Origin of the sequence: Actinokineospora spheciospongiae, from assembly GCF_003182415.1 — a bacterium.
GTDB classification, from domain to species: domain Bacteria; phylum Actinomycetota; class Actinomycetes; order Mycobacteriales; family Pseudonocardiaceae; genus Actinokineospora; species Actinokineospora spheciospongiae.
Map to the genome: position 1 here is coordinate 411,807 of NZ_QHCP01000003.1, position 17,678 is coordinate 429,484.

General features: G+C 70.1%; 22 protein-coding genes. 11 read left to right on the forward strand and 11 right to left on the reverse strand.

Annotated features, from left to right (window positions below):
- Positions 1–48: 48 nt before the first annotated feature.
- Positions 49–1,032 (forward strand): malate dehydrogenase, encoded by a 984-nt coding sequence (locus DFQ13_RS09430; protein ID WP_035282188.1) that lies wholly within the window; start codon positions 49–51, stop codon positions 1,030–1,032.
- Between the two features lie 235 nt (positions 1,033–1,267).
- Positions 1,268–1,672: an SsgA family sporulation/cell division regulator gene (locus tag DFQ13_RS09435; RefSeq protein WP_035282189.1), complete on the forward strand. Its 405-nt coding sequence runs from the start codon at positions 1,268–1,270 to the stop codon at positions 1,670–1,672.
- A gap of 641 nt (positions 1,673–2,313) precedes the next feature.
- Here DFQ13_RS09435 and DFQ13_RS09440 read toward each other — a convergent pair.
- Both DFQ13_RS09440 and DFQ13_RS09445 read right to left on the reverse strand, forming a co-directional pair.
- Positions 2,314–2,694, reverse strand: a complete 381-nt coding sequence (locus DFQ13_RS09440) for a bacteriophage spanin2 family protein (RefSeq protein WP_035284645.1) — start codon at positions 2,692–2,694, stop codon at positions 2,314–2,316.
- A 35-nt stretch (positions 2,695–2,729) separates the two neighbouring features.
- Complete coding sequence (locus tag DFQ13_RS09445; RefSeq protein WP_110079509.1) at positions 2,730–4,100, reverse strand: serine/threonine-protein kinase; 1,371 nt, start codon at positions 4,098–4,100, stop codon at positions 2,730–2,732.
- Between the two features lie 26 nt (positions 4,101–4,126).
- On the opposite strand from DFQ13_RS09445, the gene DFQ13_RS09450 reads away from it, so the two are divergent.
- Positions 4,127–4,762, forward strand: coding sequence for a spermine/spermidine synthase domain-containing protein (locus tag DFQ13_RS09450; protein WP_110079510.1), 636 nt, complete (start codon positions 4,127–4,129; stop codon positions 4,760–4,762).
- 37 nt (positions 4,763–4,799) lie between these two features.
- On the opposite strand, the gene DFQ13_RS09455 is transcribed toward DFQ13_RS09450, so the two are convergent.
- A complete protein-coding gene (locus DFQ13_RS09455) occupies positions 4,800–5,789 on the reverse strand; it encodes a hypothetical protein (RefSeq protein WP_110079511.1) in 990 nt (329 codons plus the stop codon).
- 13 nt (positions 5,790–5,802) lie between these two features.
- Complete coding sequence (locus DFQ13_RS33685) at positions 5,803–5,958, reverse strand: hypothetical protein (RefSeq protein WP_181399900.1); 156 nt, start codon at positions 5,956–5,958, stop codon at positions 5,803–5,805.
- Between the two features lie 266 nt (positions 5,959–6,224).
- Between DFQ13_RS33685 and DFQ13_RS09460 the strand changes: the two genes are divergently transcribed.
- Positions 6,225–6,485, forward strand: coding sequence for a Prokaryotic metallothionein (locus DFQ13_RS09460; RefSeq protein WP_035284650.1), 261 nt, complete (start codon positions 6,225–6,227; stop codon positions 6,483–6,485).
- Between the two features lie 16 nt (positions 6,486–6,501).
- Here DFQ13_RS09460 and DFQ13_RS09465 read toward each other — a convergent pair whose 3' ends face one another.
- The 4 genes from DFQ13_RS09465 to DFQ13_RS09480 form a co-directional block, all read right to left on the reverse strand.
- Positions 6,502–8,070, reverse strand: coding sequence for a multicopper oxidase family protein (locus DFQ13_RS09465; protein ID WP_110079715.1), 1,569 nt, complete (start codon positions 8,068–8,070; stop codon positions 6,502–6,504).
- Positions 8,067–8,576 (reverse strand): hypothetical protein, encoded by a 510-nt coding sequence (locus tag DFQ13_RS09470; RefSeq protein ID WP_110079512.1) that lies wholly within the window; start codon positions 8,574–8,576, stop codon positions 8,067–8,069. The genes DFQ13_RS09465 and DFQ13_RS09470 overlap by 4 nt, the downstream gene beginning before the upstream one ends.
- 102 nt (positions 8,577–8,678) lie before the next feature.
- Positions 8,679–9,521, reverse strand: a complete 843-nt coding sequence (locus DFQ13_RS09475) for a hypothetical protein (protein ID WP_110079513.1) — start codon at positions 9,519–9,521, stop codon at positions 8,679–8,681.
- Positions 9,522–9,581: 60 nt separating this feature from the next.
- Positions 9,582–10,391: a metal-dependent hydrolase gene (locus DFQ13_RS09480; RefSeq protein WP_181399901.1), complete on the reverse strand. Its 810-nt coding sequence runs from the start codon at positions 10,389–10,391 to the stop codon at positions 9,582–9,584.
- A 49-nt stretch (positions 10,392–10,440) separates the two neighbouring features.
- Between DFQ13_RS09480 and DFQ13_RS09485 the strand changes: the two genes are divergently transcribed.
- Positions 10,441–11,007: a GNAT family N-acetyltransferase gene (locus tag DFQ13_RS09485; protein WP_035284653.1), complete on the forward strand. Its 567-nt coding sequence runs from the start codon at positions 10,441–10,443 to the stop codon at positions 11,005–11,007.
- A 60-nt stretch (positions 11,008–11,067) separates the two neighbouring features.
- On the opposite strand, the gene DFQ13_RS09490 is transcribed toward DFQ13_RS09485, so the two are convergent.
- The gene (locus tag DFQ13_RS09490; RefSeq protein ID WP_052021373.1) at positions 11,068–11,445 is read right to left on the reverse strand and encodes a hypothetical protein; all 378 of its coding nucleotides are present in this window, start codon (positions 11,443–11,445) and stop codon (positions 11,068–11,070) included.
- A gap of 137 nt (positions 11,446–11,582) precedes the next feature.
- Here DFQ13_RS09490 and DFQ13_RS09495 point away from each other — a divergent pair, with 137 nt between their 5' ends.
- The 6 genes from DFQ13_RS09495 (at position 11,583) to yhjD (ending at position 16,772) form a co-directional block, all read left to right on the forward strand.
- On the forward strand, positions 11,583–12,800 hold the full coding sequence (locus tag DFQ13_RS09495) for an NADP-dependent isocitrate dehydrogenase (RefSeq protein ID WP_110079515.1): 1,218 nt from the start codon (positions 11,583–11,585) through the stop codon (positions 12,798–12,800).
- Between the two features lie 172 nt (positions 12,801–12,972).
- Positions 12,973–13,287: a hypothetical protein gene (locus tag DFQ13_RS09500; protein ID WP_110079716.1), complete on the forward strand. Its 315-nt coding sequence runs from the start codon at positions 12,973–12,975 to the stop codon at positions 13,285–13,287.
- 23 nt (positions 13,288–13,310) lie between these two features.
- The gene (locus DFQ13_RS09505; RefSeq protein WP_110079516.1) at positions 13,311–14,111 is read left to right on the forward strand and encodes an exodeoxyribonuclease III; all 801 of its coding nucleotides are present in this window, start codon (positions 13,311–13,313) and stop codon (positions 14,109–14,111) included.
- Positions 14,112–14,304: 193 nt separating this feature from the next.
- Positions 14,305–14,607: a hypothetical protein gene (locus tag DFQ13_RS09510; RefSeq protein WP_146241182.1), complete on the forward strand. Its 303-nt coding sequence runs from the start codon at positions 14,305–14,307 to the stop codon at positions 14,605–14,607.
- A 42-nt stretch (positions 14,608–14,649) separates the two neighbouring features.
- On the forward strand, positions 14,650–15,687 hold the full coding sequence (trpS, locus tag DFQ13_RS09515; RefSeq protein ID WP_110079518.1) for a tryptophan--tRNA ligase: 1,038 nt from the start codon (positions 14,650–14,652) through the stop codon (positions 15,685–15,687).
- 59 nt (positions 15,688–15,746) lie between these two features.
- Positions 15,747–16,772, forward strand: a complete 1,026-nt coding sequence (gene yhjD / locus DFQ13_RS09520) for an inner membrane protein YhjD (RefSeq protein WP_035284762.1) — start codon at positions 15,747–15,749, stop codon at positions 16,770–16,772.
- A gap of 51 nt (positions 16,773–16,823) precedes the next feature.
- Here the strand turns inward: yhjD and DFQ13_RS09525 are convergent, their stop codons facing one another.
- Both DFQ13_RS09525 and DFQ13_RS09530 read right to left on the reverse strand, forming a co-directional pair.
- A complete protein-coding gene (locus DFQ13_RS09525) occupies positions 16,824–17,021 on the reverse strand; it encodes a hypothetical protein (RefSeq protein WP_035284657.1) in 198 nt (65 codons plus the stop codon).
- Complete coding sequence (locus tag DFQ13_RS09530) at positions 17,014–17,307, reverse strand: hypothetical protein (protein ID WP_052021375.1); 294 nt, start codon at positions 17,305–17,307, stop codon at positions 17,014–17,016. Before DFQ13_RS09530 ends, DFQ13_RS09525 begins: the two co-directional genes overlap by 8 nt.
- Positions 17,308–17,678 lie beyond the last annotated feature (371 nt).

Here is a 17,678-nt window from a genome sequence, read left to right on the forward strand (position 1 = left end):
TCGACCCGACGACTCATCCGTCTGTTGCCCATCGGGAGGACTTGCCAAGTGGCACCCGTCAACGTCACCGTCACCGGCGCGGCCGGTCAGATCGGCTACGCCCTGCTGTTCCGCATCGCCTCCGGCGCCCTGCTCGGTCCCGACACCAAGGTCAACCTGCGGCTGCTGGAGATCCCGGCCGCGGTCAAGGCCGCCGAGGGCACCGCGATGGAGCTCGACGACTGCGCCTTCCCGCTGCTCGCGGGCATCGAGGTGACCGACGACGCCAAGAAGGCCTTCGACGGCGCCAACGTGGCCCTGCTCGTCGGCGCCCGCCCGCGCACCAAGGGCATGGAGCGCGGCGACCTGCTCGAGGCCAACGGCGGCATCTTCAAGCCCCAGGGCGAGGCGATCAACGCCGGTGCCGCGTCCGACATCAAGGTCCTGGTCGTGGGCAACCCCGCCAACACCAACGCCCTGATCGCCCAGCAGCACGCCCCGGACGTCCCCGCGGGCCGCTTCACCGCGATGACCCGGCTGGACCACAACCGCGCCCTGTCGCAGCTCGCCACCAAGCTCGGCGTCACCGTCGAGGACATCAAGAAGCTGACCATCTGGGGCAACCACTCCGCCACCCAGTACCCCGACGTGTTCCACGCCGAGGTCAACGGCAAGAACGCCGCCGAGCTGGTGAACGACGAGGCGTGGCTGGCCGACTCGTTCATCCCGACCGTGGCCAAGCGCGGCGCGGCGATCATCGAGGCCAGGGGCGCGTCCTCCGCCGCCTCGGCCGCCAACGCCGCCATCGACCACGTCCACGACTGGGTGCTGGGCACCCCGGCGGGCGACTGGACCTCGATGGCCATCCCGTCCGACGGCTCCTACGGCGTCCCCGAGGGCATCATCTCGTCCTTCCCGGTCACCTGCGCCGACGGCGAGTACTCGATCGTCCAGGGCCTGGAGGTCAACGAGTTCTCCCGCGCCCGCATCGACGCCTCGGTCGCCGAGCTGGTCGAGGAGCGCGACGCGGTGAAGGGCCTCGGCCTGATCTGATCCGGCCCCGAGCCAGACCCGACGCGGACCCCATCCATCACCCGGATGGGGTCCGCGCTGCGTTACAGGGGGTAAGCAAGTGAGGCGGATTACCCGCAGGATCGGTATGGATGGGAACTGTATACCCCGATAGCGTGAACGTTCCGGAAAAGGAATCACGAAAGCCGCTGCGGAGCGTTCTCTTGATTGAAGGTTCGCACAACCGACGCGAACGAACGGACTGGAGGCCAGCGAGATGAACAGGGACGCACAGCACTCCGAGCAGCTCATCTCCCTCTACGGCGGCACCACCCCCGTCCGGTCGCGGTGGAGCTACCGCGCCGACGAGCCGTTCACCGTCGCAACGGCCTTCCAGACCGACGCGGACCACTGGGTCGAGTGGGTCTTCGCCAGGGACCTGCTGGTCGAGGGAATGCGCGGTCCGGTCGGCGAGGGCGACGTCCGGCTCGCCCCGGAGTTCTCCGGGCCCCGCGACGCGCTGGTCATGGAGATCGAGTCCCCCGACGGCCACGCGCTGCTGGTGATGGACCTCGAAGCCGTGCAGGACTTCCTCGACGCCACCGCCGACCTGGTGCCGCTCGGCGCCGAGGGCGACTTCTTCGACGTCGACGCGCTGATCGCGGAGATCACCAACGTCTGACCCGCTCCGGCAGCCGCCCACCACCGGTGAGCGGCTGCCGCGCGGTGGGGCCTGCTCTGCACAGCCCGGTCTTTGCGTGGAGGCTCTGTTCCAGAGCCCGGTCGTTTGTGGGTGGTGCCCGGCTGGGTGGATGTGTTTGGCCGGGGCCCCTATGGCGATCATGTGCTCCAGTGCGTCAGGTGGGGCTGAAAAGATGCCCCACCGCCCAGGCAGGCTGTCACATGATCGCCACCCCCGGCCAAACACATCCACCCACCCGGGCAGTTGCTTGGTCGGGCCGCCGGTTTGTGGGGTGGTCAGCCTGCGTTGACGACACCTGCCCGCCCGGGCATGTCCGTAGCCGGGCCAGCGGTTCTCGGGGTGGTCGGCCGGTCAAGTACCTCCACCCACTGGGGCAGTTGGCTCGCCGGGCCGCCGGTTTTCGGGGTGGTCGGCCGGTCAAGCACCTCCGCCCACCCGGGCAGGGGGTAGTCGGGCTGGCGGTTTTCGGGGTGGTCGGCTGGGCAAGTGCATCCACCCACCCGGGCATCCACCCACCCGGGCATCCACCCACCCGGGCATCCACCCACCCGGGCCTCTGCGTAGCCGGGTATTCGCTCTCCGGGCCGGCGGTTCGTGGGGGCTGGCTTTGAGGGCAGGCCCTAGAGGCAGGCCTGGGTCAGCGTGTTGAACGCCGAGACCTTCTCCCTGGTCCAGTCGGCCACCGTCGCCGGGTCGAGGTTGCGCACGTCCAACTCCGACACCTTGTCCGACATGCCGCTCAGCGCGTCGCGCAGGGTGGTGTCGGCGGCCTTGTCGGCCAGGGCCTGGAGTTCGTCGGCGCGGCGCTTGGCGTCGCTCGCGGTCTGCTCCACGTCCTGCGAGCTGGGGGTGAAGTTGGCGAGTTGCAGCGCCTCGATGCAGATGCTGGTCTTGTCGGTGGCCGCGCTGGCCGCGTCGGTCGCCTGCCGCACGGAGTCGCAGGCCGAGAGCCCGCCGACCAGTGCCGCCGCGCACAGGACGGTCGCCAGTCGAGATCGCATCGTTCCCCCAGGGGTGGGCAGTGTGGGCTGCCAGGCTACCGGTTCGTGAAAACGCTCCCGTCCGGTTCGCCCGATTCGGGTGCGGCGAGGCACAGCACGGTCTCGTCGGTCGGCATGACCTCCCGCTTCCACCCGGCGGTGGAGCGCCCCAGCGCGGTCCGCGCCGCCATCACCTCCGCCGAGCACACCCGCGCCACCTCCGGCAGCGCGGCGATGGCGGTCGCGGTCAGGTCCTCGCTGCCCTCGGGCCGGAACGTGCCCGCGTAGGCCTGCCACGCGTGCTCCCCCGAGCAGTCGGCGGGCGCGGCCTTGATATCCACGTCGGCGAGGTTCACCAGCCCGCCGAAACACTTGTCCACCAGGCAGAACCCCTCTCCAGAGCACTCCACCATGCCCTTGGGCACCCGCGGCGCCGCACTGGTCTGACCGGTCTGACCGGTCTGCCCGGCTCCCTGGGTTCCCTGACCCGGGTCGAGCAGCCCGCGCCAGAAGAACCCGGCCGCGACCAGCACCGGCACCGCCACGACCGCCACCACCAGCAACCACCGCCTGCGCGCGGGCGCCACGACCGGCGGCAGCGGCCGGACCGCCCGCAACCCCTCCAGTTCGTCCCGCAACTGCTCGGCCCCCGGCGTCCGCCGGTCCGCGTCGGCGTCGAGCGCGTTGAGCAGGGCGGCGTTCAACGCGGGCGGCGCCCCCTCGATCGGCGGAACGGGCGCCCGCAGCGCCGACACCAACCCGTCGAGGCTGTCCGCGGGCCACGGGATCTGCCGGGGCCGCCGCCCGGTCGCCAGGGTGTAGAGCGTCGCACCGAGCGAGTAGACGTCCCCGGCCCGACTCGGCGCGGCGTGCGCGAACACCTCCGGGGCGGCGTAGTGCGGGCTCAACGCCCCGACGGTCACGGTCACCGAGTCGGCGTGCGCGTCCAGGACGGAGGCCAACCCGAAGTCGGCCAACTTCACCGCCCCGAACGCGTTGACCAGGATGTTCGCGGGCTTGATGTCCCGGTGCAGAATCCCCACCGCGTGCGCGTGCGCCAACGCGTCGGCCAACCGGGCACCGATCTCCACCACCCGCGCGTACGCGAGGGCACCCTGCCGCTCCAGCACGTCGGCCAGCGACCCCCCGGTGCACAGCTCCATCACGATGTACGGCCGCCCGTCGGCGGTCACCCCCGCGTCGTAGACGTTGACCACGTTGGGGTGCCCGGAGAGCCGCGCGGCGGCCCGGGCCTCCCGCAGGAACCGCTCCCGGTCCCGCTCGGTCCCCAGGACCCGGTTGTCGACCTTGACGGCCACGTCGCGCTCGAGCCGGTCCTGCCGGGCGAGGAAGACGGTCCCGAACCCGCCCTGCCCCAGCGGCCGACCGAGGGTGAGCCCGGGGATGACGGGCGGAACCGTGTGCACCCCGGGAATCTATAAGCTCACCCCCGATGAACGACAAGACCACCATCGCCAGAGCCCCCGGCCACTGCGGCGAACTGGTCCTCCGCCGCGACGGCGCCCACCACGAGATCATCGCCAACGGCATGTTCCTCATGGACACCCGCGCGGGAGAATCCGAACGCCTCCTCATCACCGCCGCGGCCGACCGCATGCCCGGCCCCCACCTCCTCATCGGCGGCCTGGGCGTCGGCTTCTCCCTCCGAGCGGCCCTCACCCACCCCCGCGTCCACGAGGTGACGGTGGTCGAACGCGAGGAACAGGTCATCGCCTGGAACCGAACCCACCTGGGCAACCAGGACCTCCTGGAAGACCCCCGCACCCACTGCGTCCCCGCCGACCTCACCACTTGGCTCCCCCATTCACCGCAGACCTTCGACGCCCTGTGCCTGGACATCGACAACGGCCCGGACTGGACCCTGGGGGAGGACAACGCGAGCCTGTACTCGGTGGAGGGCGTGCGGATGCTCCGCTCGCGGTTGACCCCCGGCGGGGTCCTGGCGGTGTGGAGCGCCGCCGCGAGTGCTGCTTTCGTCGCGCGGCTGAGGACGGCGTTCTCGGCGGTGGAGGTGCTGGAGGTCCCGGTTGCGCGCGGCGAACCGGACGTGATCTTCCTGGCCGGCTAGCCAACTGGCGTTGACTGCTCGCCGAGGAGTGCGAGGGCTACCGGGGCGCGGAATGGCCCGAAAGGGGGGAATCGACCCAGCGGAGGCCGTAGACGAGGCCGGGGCTGAGGCTGGTGAATTCCGCATTGACCTCGCCCGCGGAATTGATGGGGACCGAGGGGAACTTGATCGTCTCGTCGCTGACGTCGGCCTGGAACTCCTCGGAGAGGAGCTGGACCTCGGCAGGAGGGGTGTGGAACTTGACGTTGAGCTTGAAACTGGCGCAGCGGCGGCGGAGTTCGCAGATGTAGTAGGGCTTCATGGAGTTCTCGGAAACGCGCACGTGGATCGTGTACTCGTGTCGCTCCCCGGCGGCGAGTGGCTGGGGGAGCTTGAGCCAAAAACCCACCCTGGCGTTGGTCTCTGCTTGCTTTTCGACGATCGTTCCACCTTGGATGGCGTGGATCTCCAACTCTTCGATCGCGGTCGAGGAGCGATCCGCCCTGGCGGGCGCGGTGATGCCGAGGTGGAGCAGGGCCAGGCCGTCGTCGAGCGCAACGACCTCGCGGGTCTCGAAGACGTCGACCACGTTCTGGCCGCCGTAGACGACGTTCACCTTGATGTGGGCGTTCTCCCACTTCTCCTCGCGGTTGGCGTGGTCGGAGCCGGTCGTGACGGTCCGGCTCATCAAGGCGTTGGCGAGCTGGCTGAACGCGTCATCGATGCGACGCTGGATGGTGCGCTCGGAATGCGATGTGGCTCGGGCGAGCAACTGGATGCGTTCCCCCAGTTGCTCGTCCGCGTACTGCGGGTGGAGGCCGAGCGCTGTCAGCGCGGCTGTGGCGAATTCGGGTGCCAGTTGCTCGGCGGCCGTGTGGATCGCTGCGATCAAGCTCCCCTGGACCGCGTCAGCCGTGTCGACGGCCTCGAGGGGAACCGCGGACAGGGCGTCAAGCGCGATCCTCCGCTGGGCGGCGAGACCAGGGCCGCGACGGAGCCTGCGCAACTCATCGATGAGGACGCGGTATTCGGCCTGGGTGAACTTCACGACAGCACCCCGGTCACTTCTGGTTGTTCTTGAAGTGGGAGATGCGGTCCACTTCCGCGCGGTGCGTGAGGCGCTGGACTTCCAAGCGGGTGGCGTAGTACTGGCGCACCAGGAAGAAAGTGAGCACCGCGCCGAGCGCGAAGGCGAGCAGGGCCACGGCGAACTCCATCGCTACTCCACAGGTGCCGGTCGCCGCCGCAGCTCAGAGAAAGTGCGTGTGCATGTCACTGAGCGTACGCGACGAGACTTGAGGGTGTCAAAGTGTCATATTGTCAGATGAAGTGGCAACTTGCCAAGTGTGACGAGTGTACCCACTGGTTGACACAGCACTGAGACTGCACGGCACAAGACCGGTGAAGTAACCCGATGGGGGACAGCGGTTGCCGGAGTCGGCTGGGGGGCACAGGCTGCCTCTTGACTGAGAGGAGTGGCTCCGTGGCTACCTGTGACACGTGTGGGAACGACTACTGGATGGCCTTCGAGGTGCGGACCGTGGGTGGGCAGGTGCACACCTTCGACAGCTTCGAGTGCGCCGCGACCAAGTTGGCGCCCGTGTGCGAGCACTGCCGGTGCCGAATCCTCGGGCACGGGGTCGAGGTGGCCGGGCAGTTCTTCTGCTGCGCGCACTGCGCCCGGGAAGGCGCCGCCGAGTTGGGGGGTCAGATCCGGGACGCCGTGGGGGCGCGGCCGAGCTAGGTCGGGCCGAGCCGGGTCAGATGGTGGTGAAGTCGGCCATCATGCCCATGTCCTCGTGTTCGAGGTTGTGGCAGTGGAACACGAAGCGGCCCGGGTAGTCGGTGAACCGGATGGCGACCTCCATGGCCTGCGCCGGGAGCAGGTCGACCGTGTCCTTCCAGCCCGCGTCGTACGGGCCGGGGCCGCCGTTGCTGCGGCGGGTGACCTGGAAGTGGTTGAGGTGGACGTGGACCGGGTGGTGGACGTCGGAGGTGAAGCGCCACAGTTCCAGGTCGCCCAGGCGGGAGTGGGCCAGGACGGTTCCGGGGGTGTACGGCTCGCCGTTGATGCTCCAGCCGGGGTCGCCGTTCTGGCTCTGGAAGAGGAATTCCCTGGTTCGGACCGCTTGGCGGGGGTCGAGGTACTCCACTGACGACAGTTCGTCCGGGATGGCCGTGGTGTCCTGCGGGGTCCGGTCCGACACGTCGAAGCACATGACCTCCCCGGTGCGGTCGGTGGCGAGGGTGTTGACCAGGCGCACCCTCGTGCCGGGGGCGTAGCGGGCGAAGTCGAGGACGACGTCGAAGCGTTCGGCGGGGGCCACGTCGATCGACTCGTGGGTCAGGGGGCGGGACAGGAGGCCGCCGTCGGAGCCGATCTGGGTGAAGGTGGGGTCGCCGTCGGGGGGTGGGGGGTCCAGCCGGAGGCCGTAGCGGCGGCAGTTGGAGGCGTTGAGGATTCGGAAGCGGTAGCGCTGGCGGTCGACCGGGAGGGCGGGCCAGGGTGCTCCGTTGACCAGGACGACATCGCCGAGGACGCCGTTGAGGTGGTCGTCGGTGACGCCGGGGACCGTGAGGTTGGGGGCCAGCGACGGGTAGGCGAACTGGCCGTCGGCGGCGAAGGAGCGGTCGGTGATCATCAGGGGGATGTCGCGGTCGCCCTTGGGCAGCGGCAGCGCGTCGTCCTCGTCGTCGCGGACCAGGTGGAAGCCCGCGAGGCCGCGGTAGACCGTCGCGCCGGTGAAGCCCATGGAGTGGTCGTGGTACCAGAGGGTGGCGGCGCGCTGCTTGCCCGGGTAGACGTAGTCGCGGCTGCCGACGACCGGGTTTCCCGGCACCGACATGTCGTGCGACACCGACGAGCCGTCCCCGGGCAGGATCGTGTCCCCGGGGTAGCCGTCGCTGTCGGCGGGCATGTGGCCGCCGTGCAGGTGCACCACGACCGGGCGGGGCAGCTCGTTGCGGTGGGTCACCACCGCCCGCCGGCCCGACCGGGTGATCAGGGTGGGGCCGGGGAACGAGCCGTTGTAGGTCCACGACGGGGTGCGCAGACCCGGCAGGTACTCGACGTCCGCGGCCCGCTGGGTGATCTCGTAGTAGTCCGTCGCGGTGTCCGAGCGGGTGGGGCGGAGCACCGGGGGGATCGGCAGCGGGCGCCGGAACGCGGGCGGCAGGTGCGCGCCGCTGCGCACCAGCACCCCGGGTTCACCGCTGCCGTTGAGGACCCGGCCGAAGGAGAAGCCGGTGCCGATGCCGACCGAGGCGATGCCGCCCACCACCGCGAGCCCGGACAGGCCGAGGAACCGCCTGCGGTCGACGGTGCTCACGCCGCCGCCGGTTTGCGCCACACCCACACCAGTTGGAACACGACCGCGACGGTGACCGCCACCCCCAGCGGCACGTGCAGCGCCATCGACCGCCACACCCCCGCCGCCATCTGGCCGATGTCGGCGAGGAACAGCAGCACCGCGGCCACCAGCGGCCACACCGTCGCCGCGTTGAACCGCCGGTCGAAGTACGCCGCGCCCACGGTGCCCGCGCAGACCACACCGATCACCATGGCGTTGACGCTGTGCTGTTCCAGGAAGCCGTAGTCACCCGCGAGGTACTGCCCGGCCATCACCGCCTGGGCGAAGACCAGCACCGCGTGCACACTGATGGTGATCTTGAGCCACCACTTGGGCCACGCGCGCTGCACCGGATGGCCGATGGCCCGTTGCACTTTCGCGCGCACGTCACCGCTGGGCGGCCCGACGCCGACCTGCACGGTGGTGTGCGCGATCCCCTGCGGGACACCGAGTTCACCGGTGCCGAAAGAATCCGTCTGCCGCACCCGAAACCTCCCCGAACGGACGAGACCTCGAGTAGACGTCCGCGCGCAGCCTAAAGATCACGCGCGTGATCGGTCAAGCACCGCCCGCGCCCGAACCCGGCCTCAGCGAACGGGTTTCGTCACGCCGCGGACGAGTCGTAGTGCCAGGTCAGGGTGTTCGATGTGCCAGGCGTAGGAGTCCTGCGGGGGGTCGGCGTAGCAGGGCACCTCGTTCACGACGAATTCAGCTACCCCCGGTTGGTCGAGGGTCGACGCGGCGAAGGCGTACAGGTCGGTCAGGCGGGGGCAGATCACCCCGTGGTCGAGGAGCCGGGGCAGCACGCGTTCGGCGGCGATCAGCTCCGGCAGCGACATGTCCCGAACCGGGTAACGCTGGGGGAACACCCGGCAAAGGTTGAGGAAAAGTCCCACCGTGCCGAACCGCGGATCGCCGAGGAACCGCGTCACCGCGCCGATCCGGCCCATCGCCAGCCCCGGTGCGGCCACCAGCGCGTGCGCGTACAGCGCGCGCAGCAGCGACACGTTGATCATCAGTCGTTCGAGCGGCACCTCCCGGCGGGCGAGGTCCTGGTGGGCCAGGTAGCCCGCGACGATGCTCGCGTTGTGCGCCCGGTACCACGTCTCGGGTGACGGCCGCCGGGTGAACGCCACCCACAGCTCCACCGCCCGCGAGGACGCCCGCTCGCCGGGGCGCAGCACGTCCGCCTCCACCTTGTCGCGCAGCAGGCGTTCGTTCACCGCCCGCCACCACGGGCTGCCCGGTCGCGTCGCCCCCGGCGGCTCCAGCACCCCGCGTTGCAGCTCCCACCTGAGGAAGCTCAGCTCCCCCCTGGCGAAGCGCCGCCGCCCCGGCGACCGGTAGAACTCGCCCGCCAGCCGAAACCGGGCCCCGACGTCATCCCGCACCGCCCCGATCCGCTCGGCGGCCAGGTCCTCCGCGCTCACCCACGCAGGCTAGCCGCGTTCGCGGAATCCGGTCGGCGCGTGTGACGCAGCCAGGGGTGCTCAGGCCCAGGGGGTCAGCGGGATGTGCTCGAGGAACGGGACCACACCGGTGCGCTGGAGGGCGATCGCGGACATCCACACCGCGACGACGGTGAGGACGGGACCGACGACGGCCATCTCGACCTTGCCGCCGGTGCGCATCCGCATGACCTTGGGCGGGGCGACCGGGTACCAGGTCTTCCAGGCGATCGGGACCGGCCACAGCATCGGGCAGCCCTGTTCGGTGATCGCGTCGCCGAAGTAGTGGGCGATGCAGCCGATGCCGACGGCGACGCCGCAGGCCGCCGCGTCGGCGTCGGTCTGGTCCGTCCACTTGAGACAGGCGTAGGTGAGCAGCAGGGAGGTCCCGGTGATCCACAGGGCGTCGTGGCGGGGGGACCACTTGTGCAGGATGCCGCGCACGGCCAGGCCGCAGAAGAAGAACATCAGCAGCGGCAGCGCCCAGGAGCGGCTGGTCTGGACGGTGGCCGTGGTGACCACCGCGGCGAGCACGGCGAAGACCAGGGTGTGGGTCAGGCCGCGGTGGCCGCCGTCGCGGTTGGAGTCGCGCTTGGTGCGGGTGAGCCGGTAGACGCCGTGGCTGATGGCGTTGATCAGCTTGGAGGCCGCGGCGGTGACCGGGCCGAAGGTGCTCGACACCGTGGACTCCGGGTGGTCGAGGTCGGGCAGCAGCGCCGCGCCCGTGGCCAGCACCGCCCCCACCAGCCAGCCCTTGGCGGACAGGTTGCCCACCGCGCTGCCGGTGGCCAGGGCGGTGACCCCGGCCCACGCGGCCAGCCCGCTCATCGCGTGCGTCGGTCCGGTTGACACCTGCTGCATCCCCCTCGAAATGTCGGCACACCATCCTAGGATCACCGACGTGCTCCGACCCGAGTTTCCGATCAAGACCCGCCGACTCGTCCTCCGCCCCTTCCAGGAGTCCGACCTCGACGCGTTCGCCGACATCCAGGGCCGCGAGGACGTGGCCCGCTACCTGTACTCCGGACCCAGGACCCGCGACGAGGCCGAGGTCCTGCTGCGCGAGTGGGTGGGGCACAGCGCCATCGAGAAACCCGGTGACGTGCTGCGGCTCGCCGTCACCCTCGCCGACCCCGGCACCCTGATCGGCGACGTGGTGCTGGTCTGGCGCAGCGCCGAGCACTCCAGCGGCGAGATCGGCTACGCCTTCCACCCCGACCACCACGGCCACGGGTACGCGGGGGAGGCCGCGATCCAGGTGGTGCGGCTGGGCTTCGAGGGGCTGGGCCTGCACCGCGTCTACGCCCGCCTGGACGCGGACAACCGCCCTTCCGGCAGGCTGCTCGAACGCCTCGGCATGCGCTTCGAGGGCCGGTTCCGGGAGAACGAGTTCGTCAAGGGCCGCTGGGCCGACGAGGCCGTCTACGCCATGCTCCGCGACGAGTGGCTGGACCTCACCGCCGAGTGAACCGCGCCGTCACCCACCCGGGCGGCCAACGCGACGCCCGGGCGGTGGAGGGCGCGTGGCCTATTCGACCTCGCGGAAGCGCTCGTGCGCGGCCTGCCTGCTCACCCCCAGCGCGGTGCCCACCTCCGCCCAGGTGGCGCCGCGCCCGCGGGCGGCGGCCACGGCCCGCTCGGTGAGCGGCCGGGTCCAGCGGTCGACCTCGGCGAGCAGCTTCAGCGCCACCTCCGGCCTGGTCGAGATCATGTCCACCACCTGGTCGCGCAGCACGTCGGACTTGACCAGCAGCCACGACGGGGGCTCGGAGTCGGCGGCGCCGATGGCGTGGCGCCACCAGCGCTCGGGAGCCTCCGGGCCCTGCTCGCCGAGCCAGCCGCAGTCGCAGGCGGGTCGGTCGGCGGTGACCGAGCCGCGGTGCCCGGGGATCTCCAAGGTGTCCATGCTGTCAAGGTACCTTGACGGCCTACGATCCGTGTCCAGGTGACCGTGCACACATGCACGTGCCGCGCGCCGGGGTAGCAGTACGCTTGTACCGCTTAGTGCGCGAAGTCAGCAGGGCGAGAGGAGCACCGCGGCTCATGGCCAAGATCAAGGTCCAGGGGAAGGTCGTCGAACTCGACGGCGACGAGATGACCCGCATCATCTGGCAGTTCATCAAGGACAAGCTGATCCACCCCTACCTGGACGTCGACCTCGAGTACTACGACCTGGGCATCGAGCACCGCGACGCCACCGACGACCAGGTCACCATCGACTCCGCCAACGCCATCAAGAAGCACGGCGTCGGCGTCAAGTGCGCCACCATCACCCCGGACGAGGCGCGGGTCGAGGAATTCGGCCTCAAGAAGATGTGGGTCTCGCCCAACGGCACGATCCGCAACATCCTCGGCGGCGTGGTGTTCCGCGAGCCGATCATCATCTCCAACATCCCGCGGCTGGTGCCGGGCTGGACCAAGCCGATCATCATCGGCCGCCACGCCCACGGCGACCAGTACAAGGCCACCAACTTCAAGGTCCCCGGCGCCGGTGAGCTGACCATCACCTTCACCCCGGAGGACGGCTCCGAGCCGATCCAGCACGTCGTGGCCAACTACGGCGCCGACGGCGGCGTGGCGATGGGCATGTACAACTTCACCAAGTCCATCGAGGACTTCGCCCGCGCCTCGCTGTCCTACGGCCTGCAGCGCGAGTACCCGGTCTACATGTCGACCAAGAACACCATCCTCAAGGCGTACGACGGTGCCTTCAAGGACATCTTCCAGCGCGTCTACGAGGAGGAGTTCAAGGCCGACTTCGACGCCAAGGGCCTCACCTACGAGCACCGCCTGATCGACGACATGGTCGCGGCGGCCATGAAGTGGGAGGGCGGCTACGTCTGGGCCTGCAAGAACTACGACGGCGACGTGCAGTCCGACACCGTGGCGCAGGGCTTCGGCTCGCTGGGCCTGATGACCTCGGTGCTGTCCACCCCGGACGGCCGCACCGTCGAGGCCGAGGCCGCGCACGGCACGGTCACCCGGCACTACCGCCAGCACCAGGCGGGCAAGCCGACCTCGACCAACCCGATCGCGTCCATCTACGCCTGGACCCGGGGCCTGGCCCACCGCGGCAAGCTCGACAGCACCCCCGAGGTGATCGGCTTCGCCGAGTCGCTGGAGCAGGTTGTCATCGAGACCGTCGAGAGCGGCAAGATGACCAAGGACCTGGCGCTGCTGATCAGCAAGGACCAGGCGTTCCAGACCACCGAGGAGTTCCTCGGCACCCTGGACGAGAACCTGCAGAAGAAGATGGCCTGATCTCCCGGCCCGCTCGCTCGGAGGCCCCCGTCGCACCGCGCCGGGGGCCTTCACGCTTCGTGACGCCGGGTTGGCCCCTGCGGGTGGTTCGGCGGACGGGGACTGGCGCGCGGCGGGGTCGGTGCGCGACCGTGGGCACGGACTTGCAGACCTGGTGTGGGGAGTGTGCGACGTGGTCCTGCCGAAGCGGACTTTGCTCATCGGCGGCGGAATCCTGGCCGTCATCGTCGTGTACTCGTCGAGCCAGGCGCCGCCGGGCAGCACGGAGACCGGGCAGACCGACACGACCTGCCGGGTGGAGGTGACCGCCGACGTGCTCAACGTGCGGGTCGCCCCGGACGGCGCCGCCGAGGTGGTGGGCAAGTTCAGGCTGGGCGCCGAGTCCGACGCGGGCAAGACCGTGCAGAACGGCTTCCGGCAGCTCGGTGACGACCGGTGGGCCTCGTCGGAGTTCCTGAGGCCGATGGCGGGCCGCGACTGCGGCTGAGGGCGGCCATTTAGGCTGTCGGCGTGACGACGGTCTCCACGGTCAATGTGAACGGGCTGCGCGCGGCGGCGAAGAAGGGCTTCACCGAGTGGCTAGAGGCCACCGAAGCCGACGTCGTGTGCCTGCAGGAGGTGCGCGCGGACCCGGCCGACCTGCCGGAGGAGCTGGCCTCCCCACCGGGCTGGCACACCGTGCACGCCGAGTCGCGGCTGCTGCGCGGGCGCAGCGGGGTGGCGATCTACTCCCGCGCGGAGCCCACGGCCACCCGGGTCGGCTTCGGGGTGCCGGAGTTCGAGGCCAGCGGCCGCTACGTCGAGGCGTGGTTCCCCGGTCTGGTGGTCGGCAGCCTGTACCTGCCCAGCGGCGAGGTCGGCACGCTGCGCCAGGAGCAGAAGGAGCGCTTCATGGCGACCTTCCTGCCGTACCTGATCGAGCTGCGCGCCAAGGCCGCGGCAAGCGCTTGCGATGTGCTGATCTGCGGTGACTGGAACATCGCCCACCAGGAGATCGACCTCAAGGCCTGGAAGACCAACCGCAAGAACTCCGGCTTCACCCCGGGCGAGCGCGCGTGGATGGGTCGGGTGTTCGACGAGGCGGGCTACCGCGACGTGCAGCGGCTGCTGCACCCGGACGGCCCCGGGCCGTACACGTGGTGGTCCTACCGGGGCAAGGCGTACGACAACGACTCCGGCTGGCGCATCGACTACCAGGTGGCCACCCCGGGGCTCGCCGTCCGCGCCAAGTCCGCCGAGGTGGAGCGCGCCGCCACCTACGACGAGCGCTGGTCCGACCACGCCCCGCTGACGGTGGTCTACAGCCGCTGACCCGGTGACGCTGAGCGCCCGGTCGCACGCGGTGGGTGTGGTGACGGCCACCCCGGACCCGCTACGCCATTCGGCGAGCGCTATGGTCCAGAGACATCCGATAGTGATACCCACGCCGGGCGGGGTTGACACATTCGGTAGTTTCTTTTCTGGTCCGCAAGTGGGTTTAACCCAATCGAGGGACGGTTCGGCTTTGTCAGCATCACGGAAGACCCTGGGTGGCCGGGTGGCCTGCACCGCGGGCGCGACGTCGGCCCTGCTGATGCTCGGCGCGAACGCCGCGGTCGCCGAGTCCGTGCCGGTGCAGAGCGCGGTCGGGATGCCGATCGGCGCCGTGGGCATCGGTGCCGTGGTGGTCGGTGTGGGCGGGATCGTCGTCGGGCTGCTGCGCCGCAAGAAGGCCCCGGTGGTCGCCGCCAACGCCCGCGTCGAGCAGGTCGTCGTGCCGCTGACCGTGCCCACCGCGCGCGTCGCGGTCGAGCCCGCCGACCGCTAGGCCGTATTCGGTCCCGCGAGCGGGTACTGGGAGAATCCACGCGTGTCGACCGAGCAGAGCACCCCCGCGCAGAGCACCCCCGAGCGCAAGCCGCGCGTCCTGTCGGGCATCCAGCCGACAGCGGACTCGTTCCACCTCGGCAACTACCTCGGCGCGGTCCGGCAGTGGGTTTCCCTGCAGGACGAGCACGACGCCTTCTACTTCATCGCCGACCTGCACGCGATCACCGTCGAGCAGAACCCGAAGCAACTGCGCAAGCGCACCCGGGTCTCCGCCGCGCAGGTCCTCGCGCTGGGGCTCGACCCCGAGCGCACCACGATGTTCGTGCAGAGCCAGGTCCCCGAGCACGCGGAACTGGGCTGGGTGCTGCAATGCCTCACCGGGTTCGGCGAGGCCGGGCGGATGACGCAGTTCAAGGACAAGTCGGCGAAGCAGGAGGCGGTCAGCGTCGGGCTGCTGACCTACCCGATCCTCCAGGCCGCCGACATCCTGCTCTACCGGCCGCAGTACGTGCCCGTCGGCGAGGACCAGCGCCAGCACCTGGAGCTGACCCGGGACCTGGCGCAGCGGTTCAACAGCCGCTTCGGCAAGACGTTCCTCCCGCCGGAGCCCTACATCCTCAAGGACACGGCCAAGATCTACGACCTGCAGGAACCCGGCGCGAAGATGAGCAAGTCGGCGTCCACGCCGTCGGGGATCATCGAACTGCTCGACGACCCGAAGGTCTCGGCGAAGAAGATCCGGTCCGCGGTCACCGACACCGGCCGCGAGGTCGTCTACGACCCGGAGAACAAGCCGGGTGTGTCGAACCTGCTGTCGATCTTCTCCGCGCTGACCGGTCGCACGGTCGAAGATTTGCAGAACTCCTTCGAAGGCCGGGGTTACGGCGACCTGAAGAAGGAACTCGGCGAGGCCGTCGCCGACTTCACCACGCCGGTCCGCGACCAGGTCCAGTCCTACCTGGACGATCCGGCCGAGCTGGACCGCATCCTGGCCAGGGGCGCCGACCGGGCCCGCGAGGTGGCCTCGGCGACGTTGAGCCGGGTGTACGACCGGGTGGGTTTCCTCGCCCGGCCCTGAGATCGGTGTGAATTCATTTCGCGTTGCGGGTGGGCCGGTGCGGCAATAGATTTCCGGTGGTGACCGAGAGCGCGGGGAAAACCGCCGACAAGCCGGAAACCAAGCTCGCCCGGCTGCGGGCCCGCCCCGGGATCGACCACCTGGTCCGGGCCTACAACGCGTTCACCGAGCGGTACGGCAACCACTTCGCCGCGTCGATCACCTACTTCAGCGTGCTTTCGCTGTTCCCGCTGCTGCTGGTCGGCTTCGCGGTGCTCGGTTTCGTGCTGGCCGGGGAGCCCTCCACCCTGGCGAGCTTCCAGGAGGGCATCTCCGAGGCGGCGCCGCCCAACCTCAAGGACCTGATCGACACCCTGGTCGACACCGCCATCGAGGAGCGCGGCAAGGTCGGCGTCATCGGCCTGGTCACCGCCGCGTACACCGGCCTCGGCTGGATGGGCAACCTCCGCGACGCGCTCACCGCCCAGTGGGGCCACAAGCTGGAGTCGCCGCCGTTCCTGCGCGGCCTGCTGGTCGACCTGCTGTCGCTGCTCGGCCTCGGCGCCGCGCTGGCCGTCTCGTTCGGCCTCAGCGCCGTCGGCAGCGGCCTGGCGGACACGCTGCTCGACCTGGTGGGGCTGAGCGGGTCGACCGTGGCGCGGGTGCTGCTGTTCGTCGTCACCACCGCGCTCTCGCTCGGCGCGAACTGGCTGGTGTTCCTCTGGGTGATCGCCCGGCTGCCGCGCAGGCAGGTGAGCGTCAAGAGCGCGGTGCGCGGCGCCGCCGCCGCGGCGGTCGGGTTCGAGATCCTCAAGCTCGTCGGAACCCTCTACCTGAGCACCGTGCTCGGCGGGCCGCTGGGCGCGCTGGTCGGGCCGATCGTGGGTCTGCTGGTGTTCGCCAACCTGGTGTCGCGGTTCCTGCTGTTCATCACCGCGTGGACGGCCACGGCCAAGGAGAACATCGTCCCCGAGCCGGTCCAGCCGCCCGCGCCCGCGGTGATCCGCCCGGTGGTCGAGGTCGCGGGCCGCCCGAAGCCCAGGCAGGCGCTCGGACTGGTCGGCGTCGGGGCGGGCCTGGCCCTGCTCTGGCGCCGCCGGAAGTAGCGCCCACCCGGCCCCGGGCGGCGGGAACTGGAGACTCCACTGTGGACGTCCTCAGTCGACTGCGCCGTCGATGACCACCTGGTTGCGGCACAGCCGGGCGGCGGTGTCGAGGATGTCCGCCAGTTCCAGCCAGGGGCAGCCCGACGGTCCCTCGGTGGTCGCCCGCACGACCAGTTCGCCGGTCTTGTCCCGCAGCCGCACCAGCGCGGTCACCAGGTCGGTCTGCTCCAGGGACAGGTGGTCAGGCACGGCCGCTCCGGCGCGCCCAGTTCTCGGCCATGCTGCGCAGCAGGTCGGTGTCCGACCAGTCCCCGTGGGTGGCCGGGATCGCGTCGACCAGCGGCTGCGGTCCCTCCAGCACCGGCGGCCGCAGCCGGTCCTCGATGATCAGGAACCGCCGCTGCTCGACGCAGGTCCCGCGCATGACCGCGACGTACCGGTCGCCCTTGGCCCAGCGGAACGTGTGGCCGAACAGGTAGATCCGGGAGCAGGCCCGGCTGCCGTCGTAAGGGTGTGTGAGGCCCTTGAAGCTCATGGCGCAACTGTGCCAACGGTGCGCACATTTCAGTTATGGATACAGGTGAAACCATTGTGGACTCGTCAGCGACTGTTTCGCGGTCCAGTCCGCCCGACCGGGAGAACCGAGAACACCCTCCCGGTGAACCTGGCGTCCGGCGCCTCATTCTTTGAAACCAGGCCGGATCACACCGCGATCCGCACCTCCCGTGTCCAGTCAGAACTCGCCGGAGCATGCGCGATCCAGGTCGGTTTGCGACCGGCGGGATCGCTTTCTGCCGCGAAAGGACGGAAAAGCCGGTCGCACACCCGGCCGACGAGAACCCGCCCGACCGGCGAATCCCCCTCCCGAAGCAGCCGAAGGCCGGATACTGAGACGGTGTTGCCGGG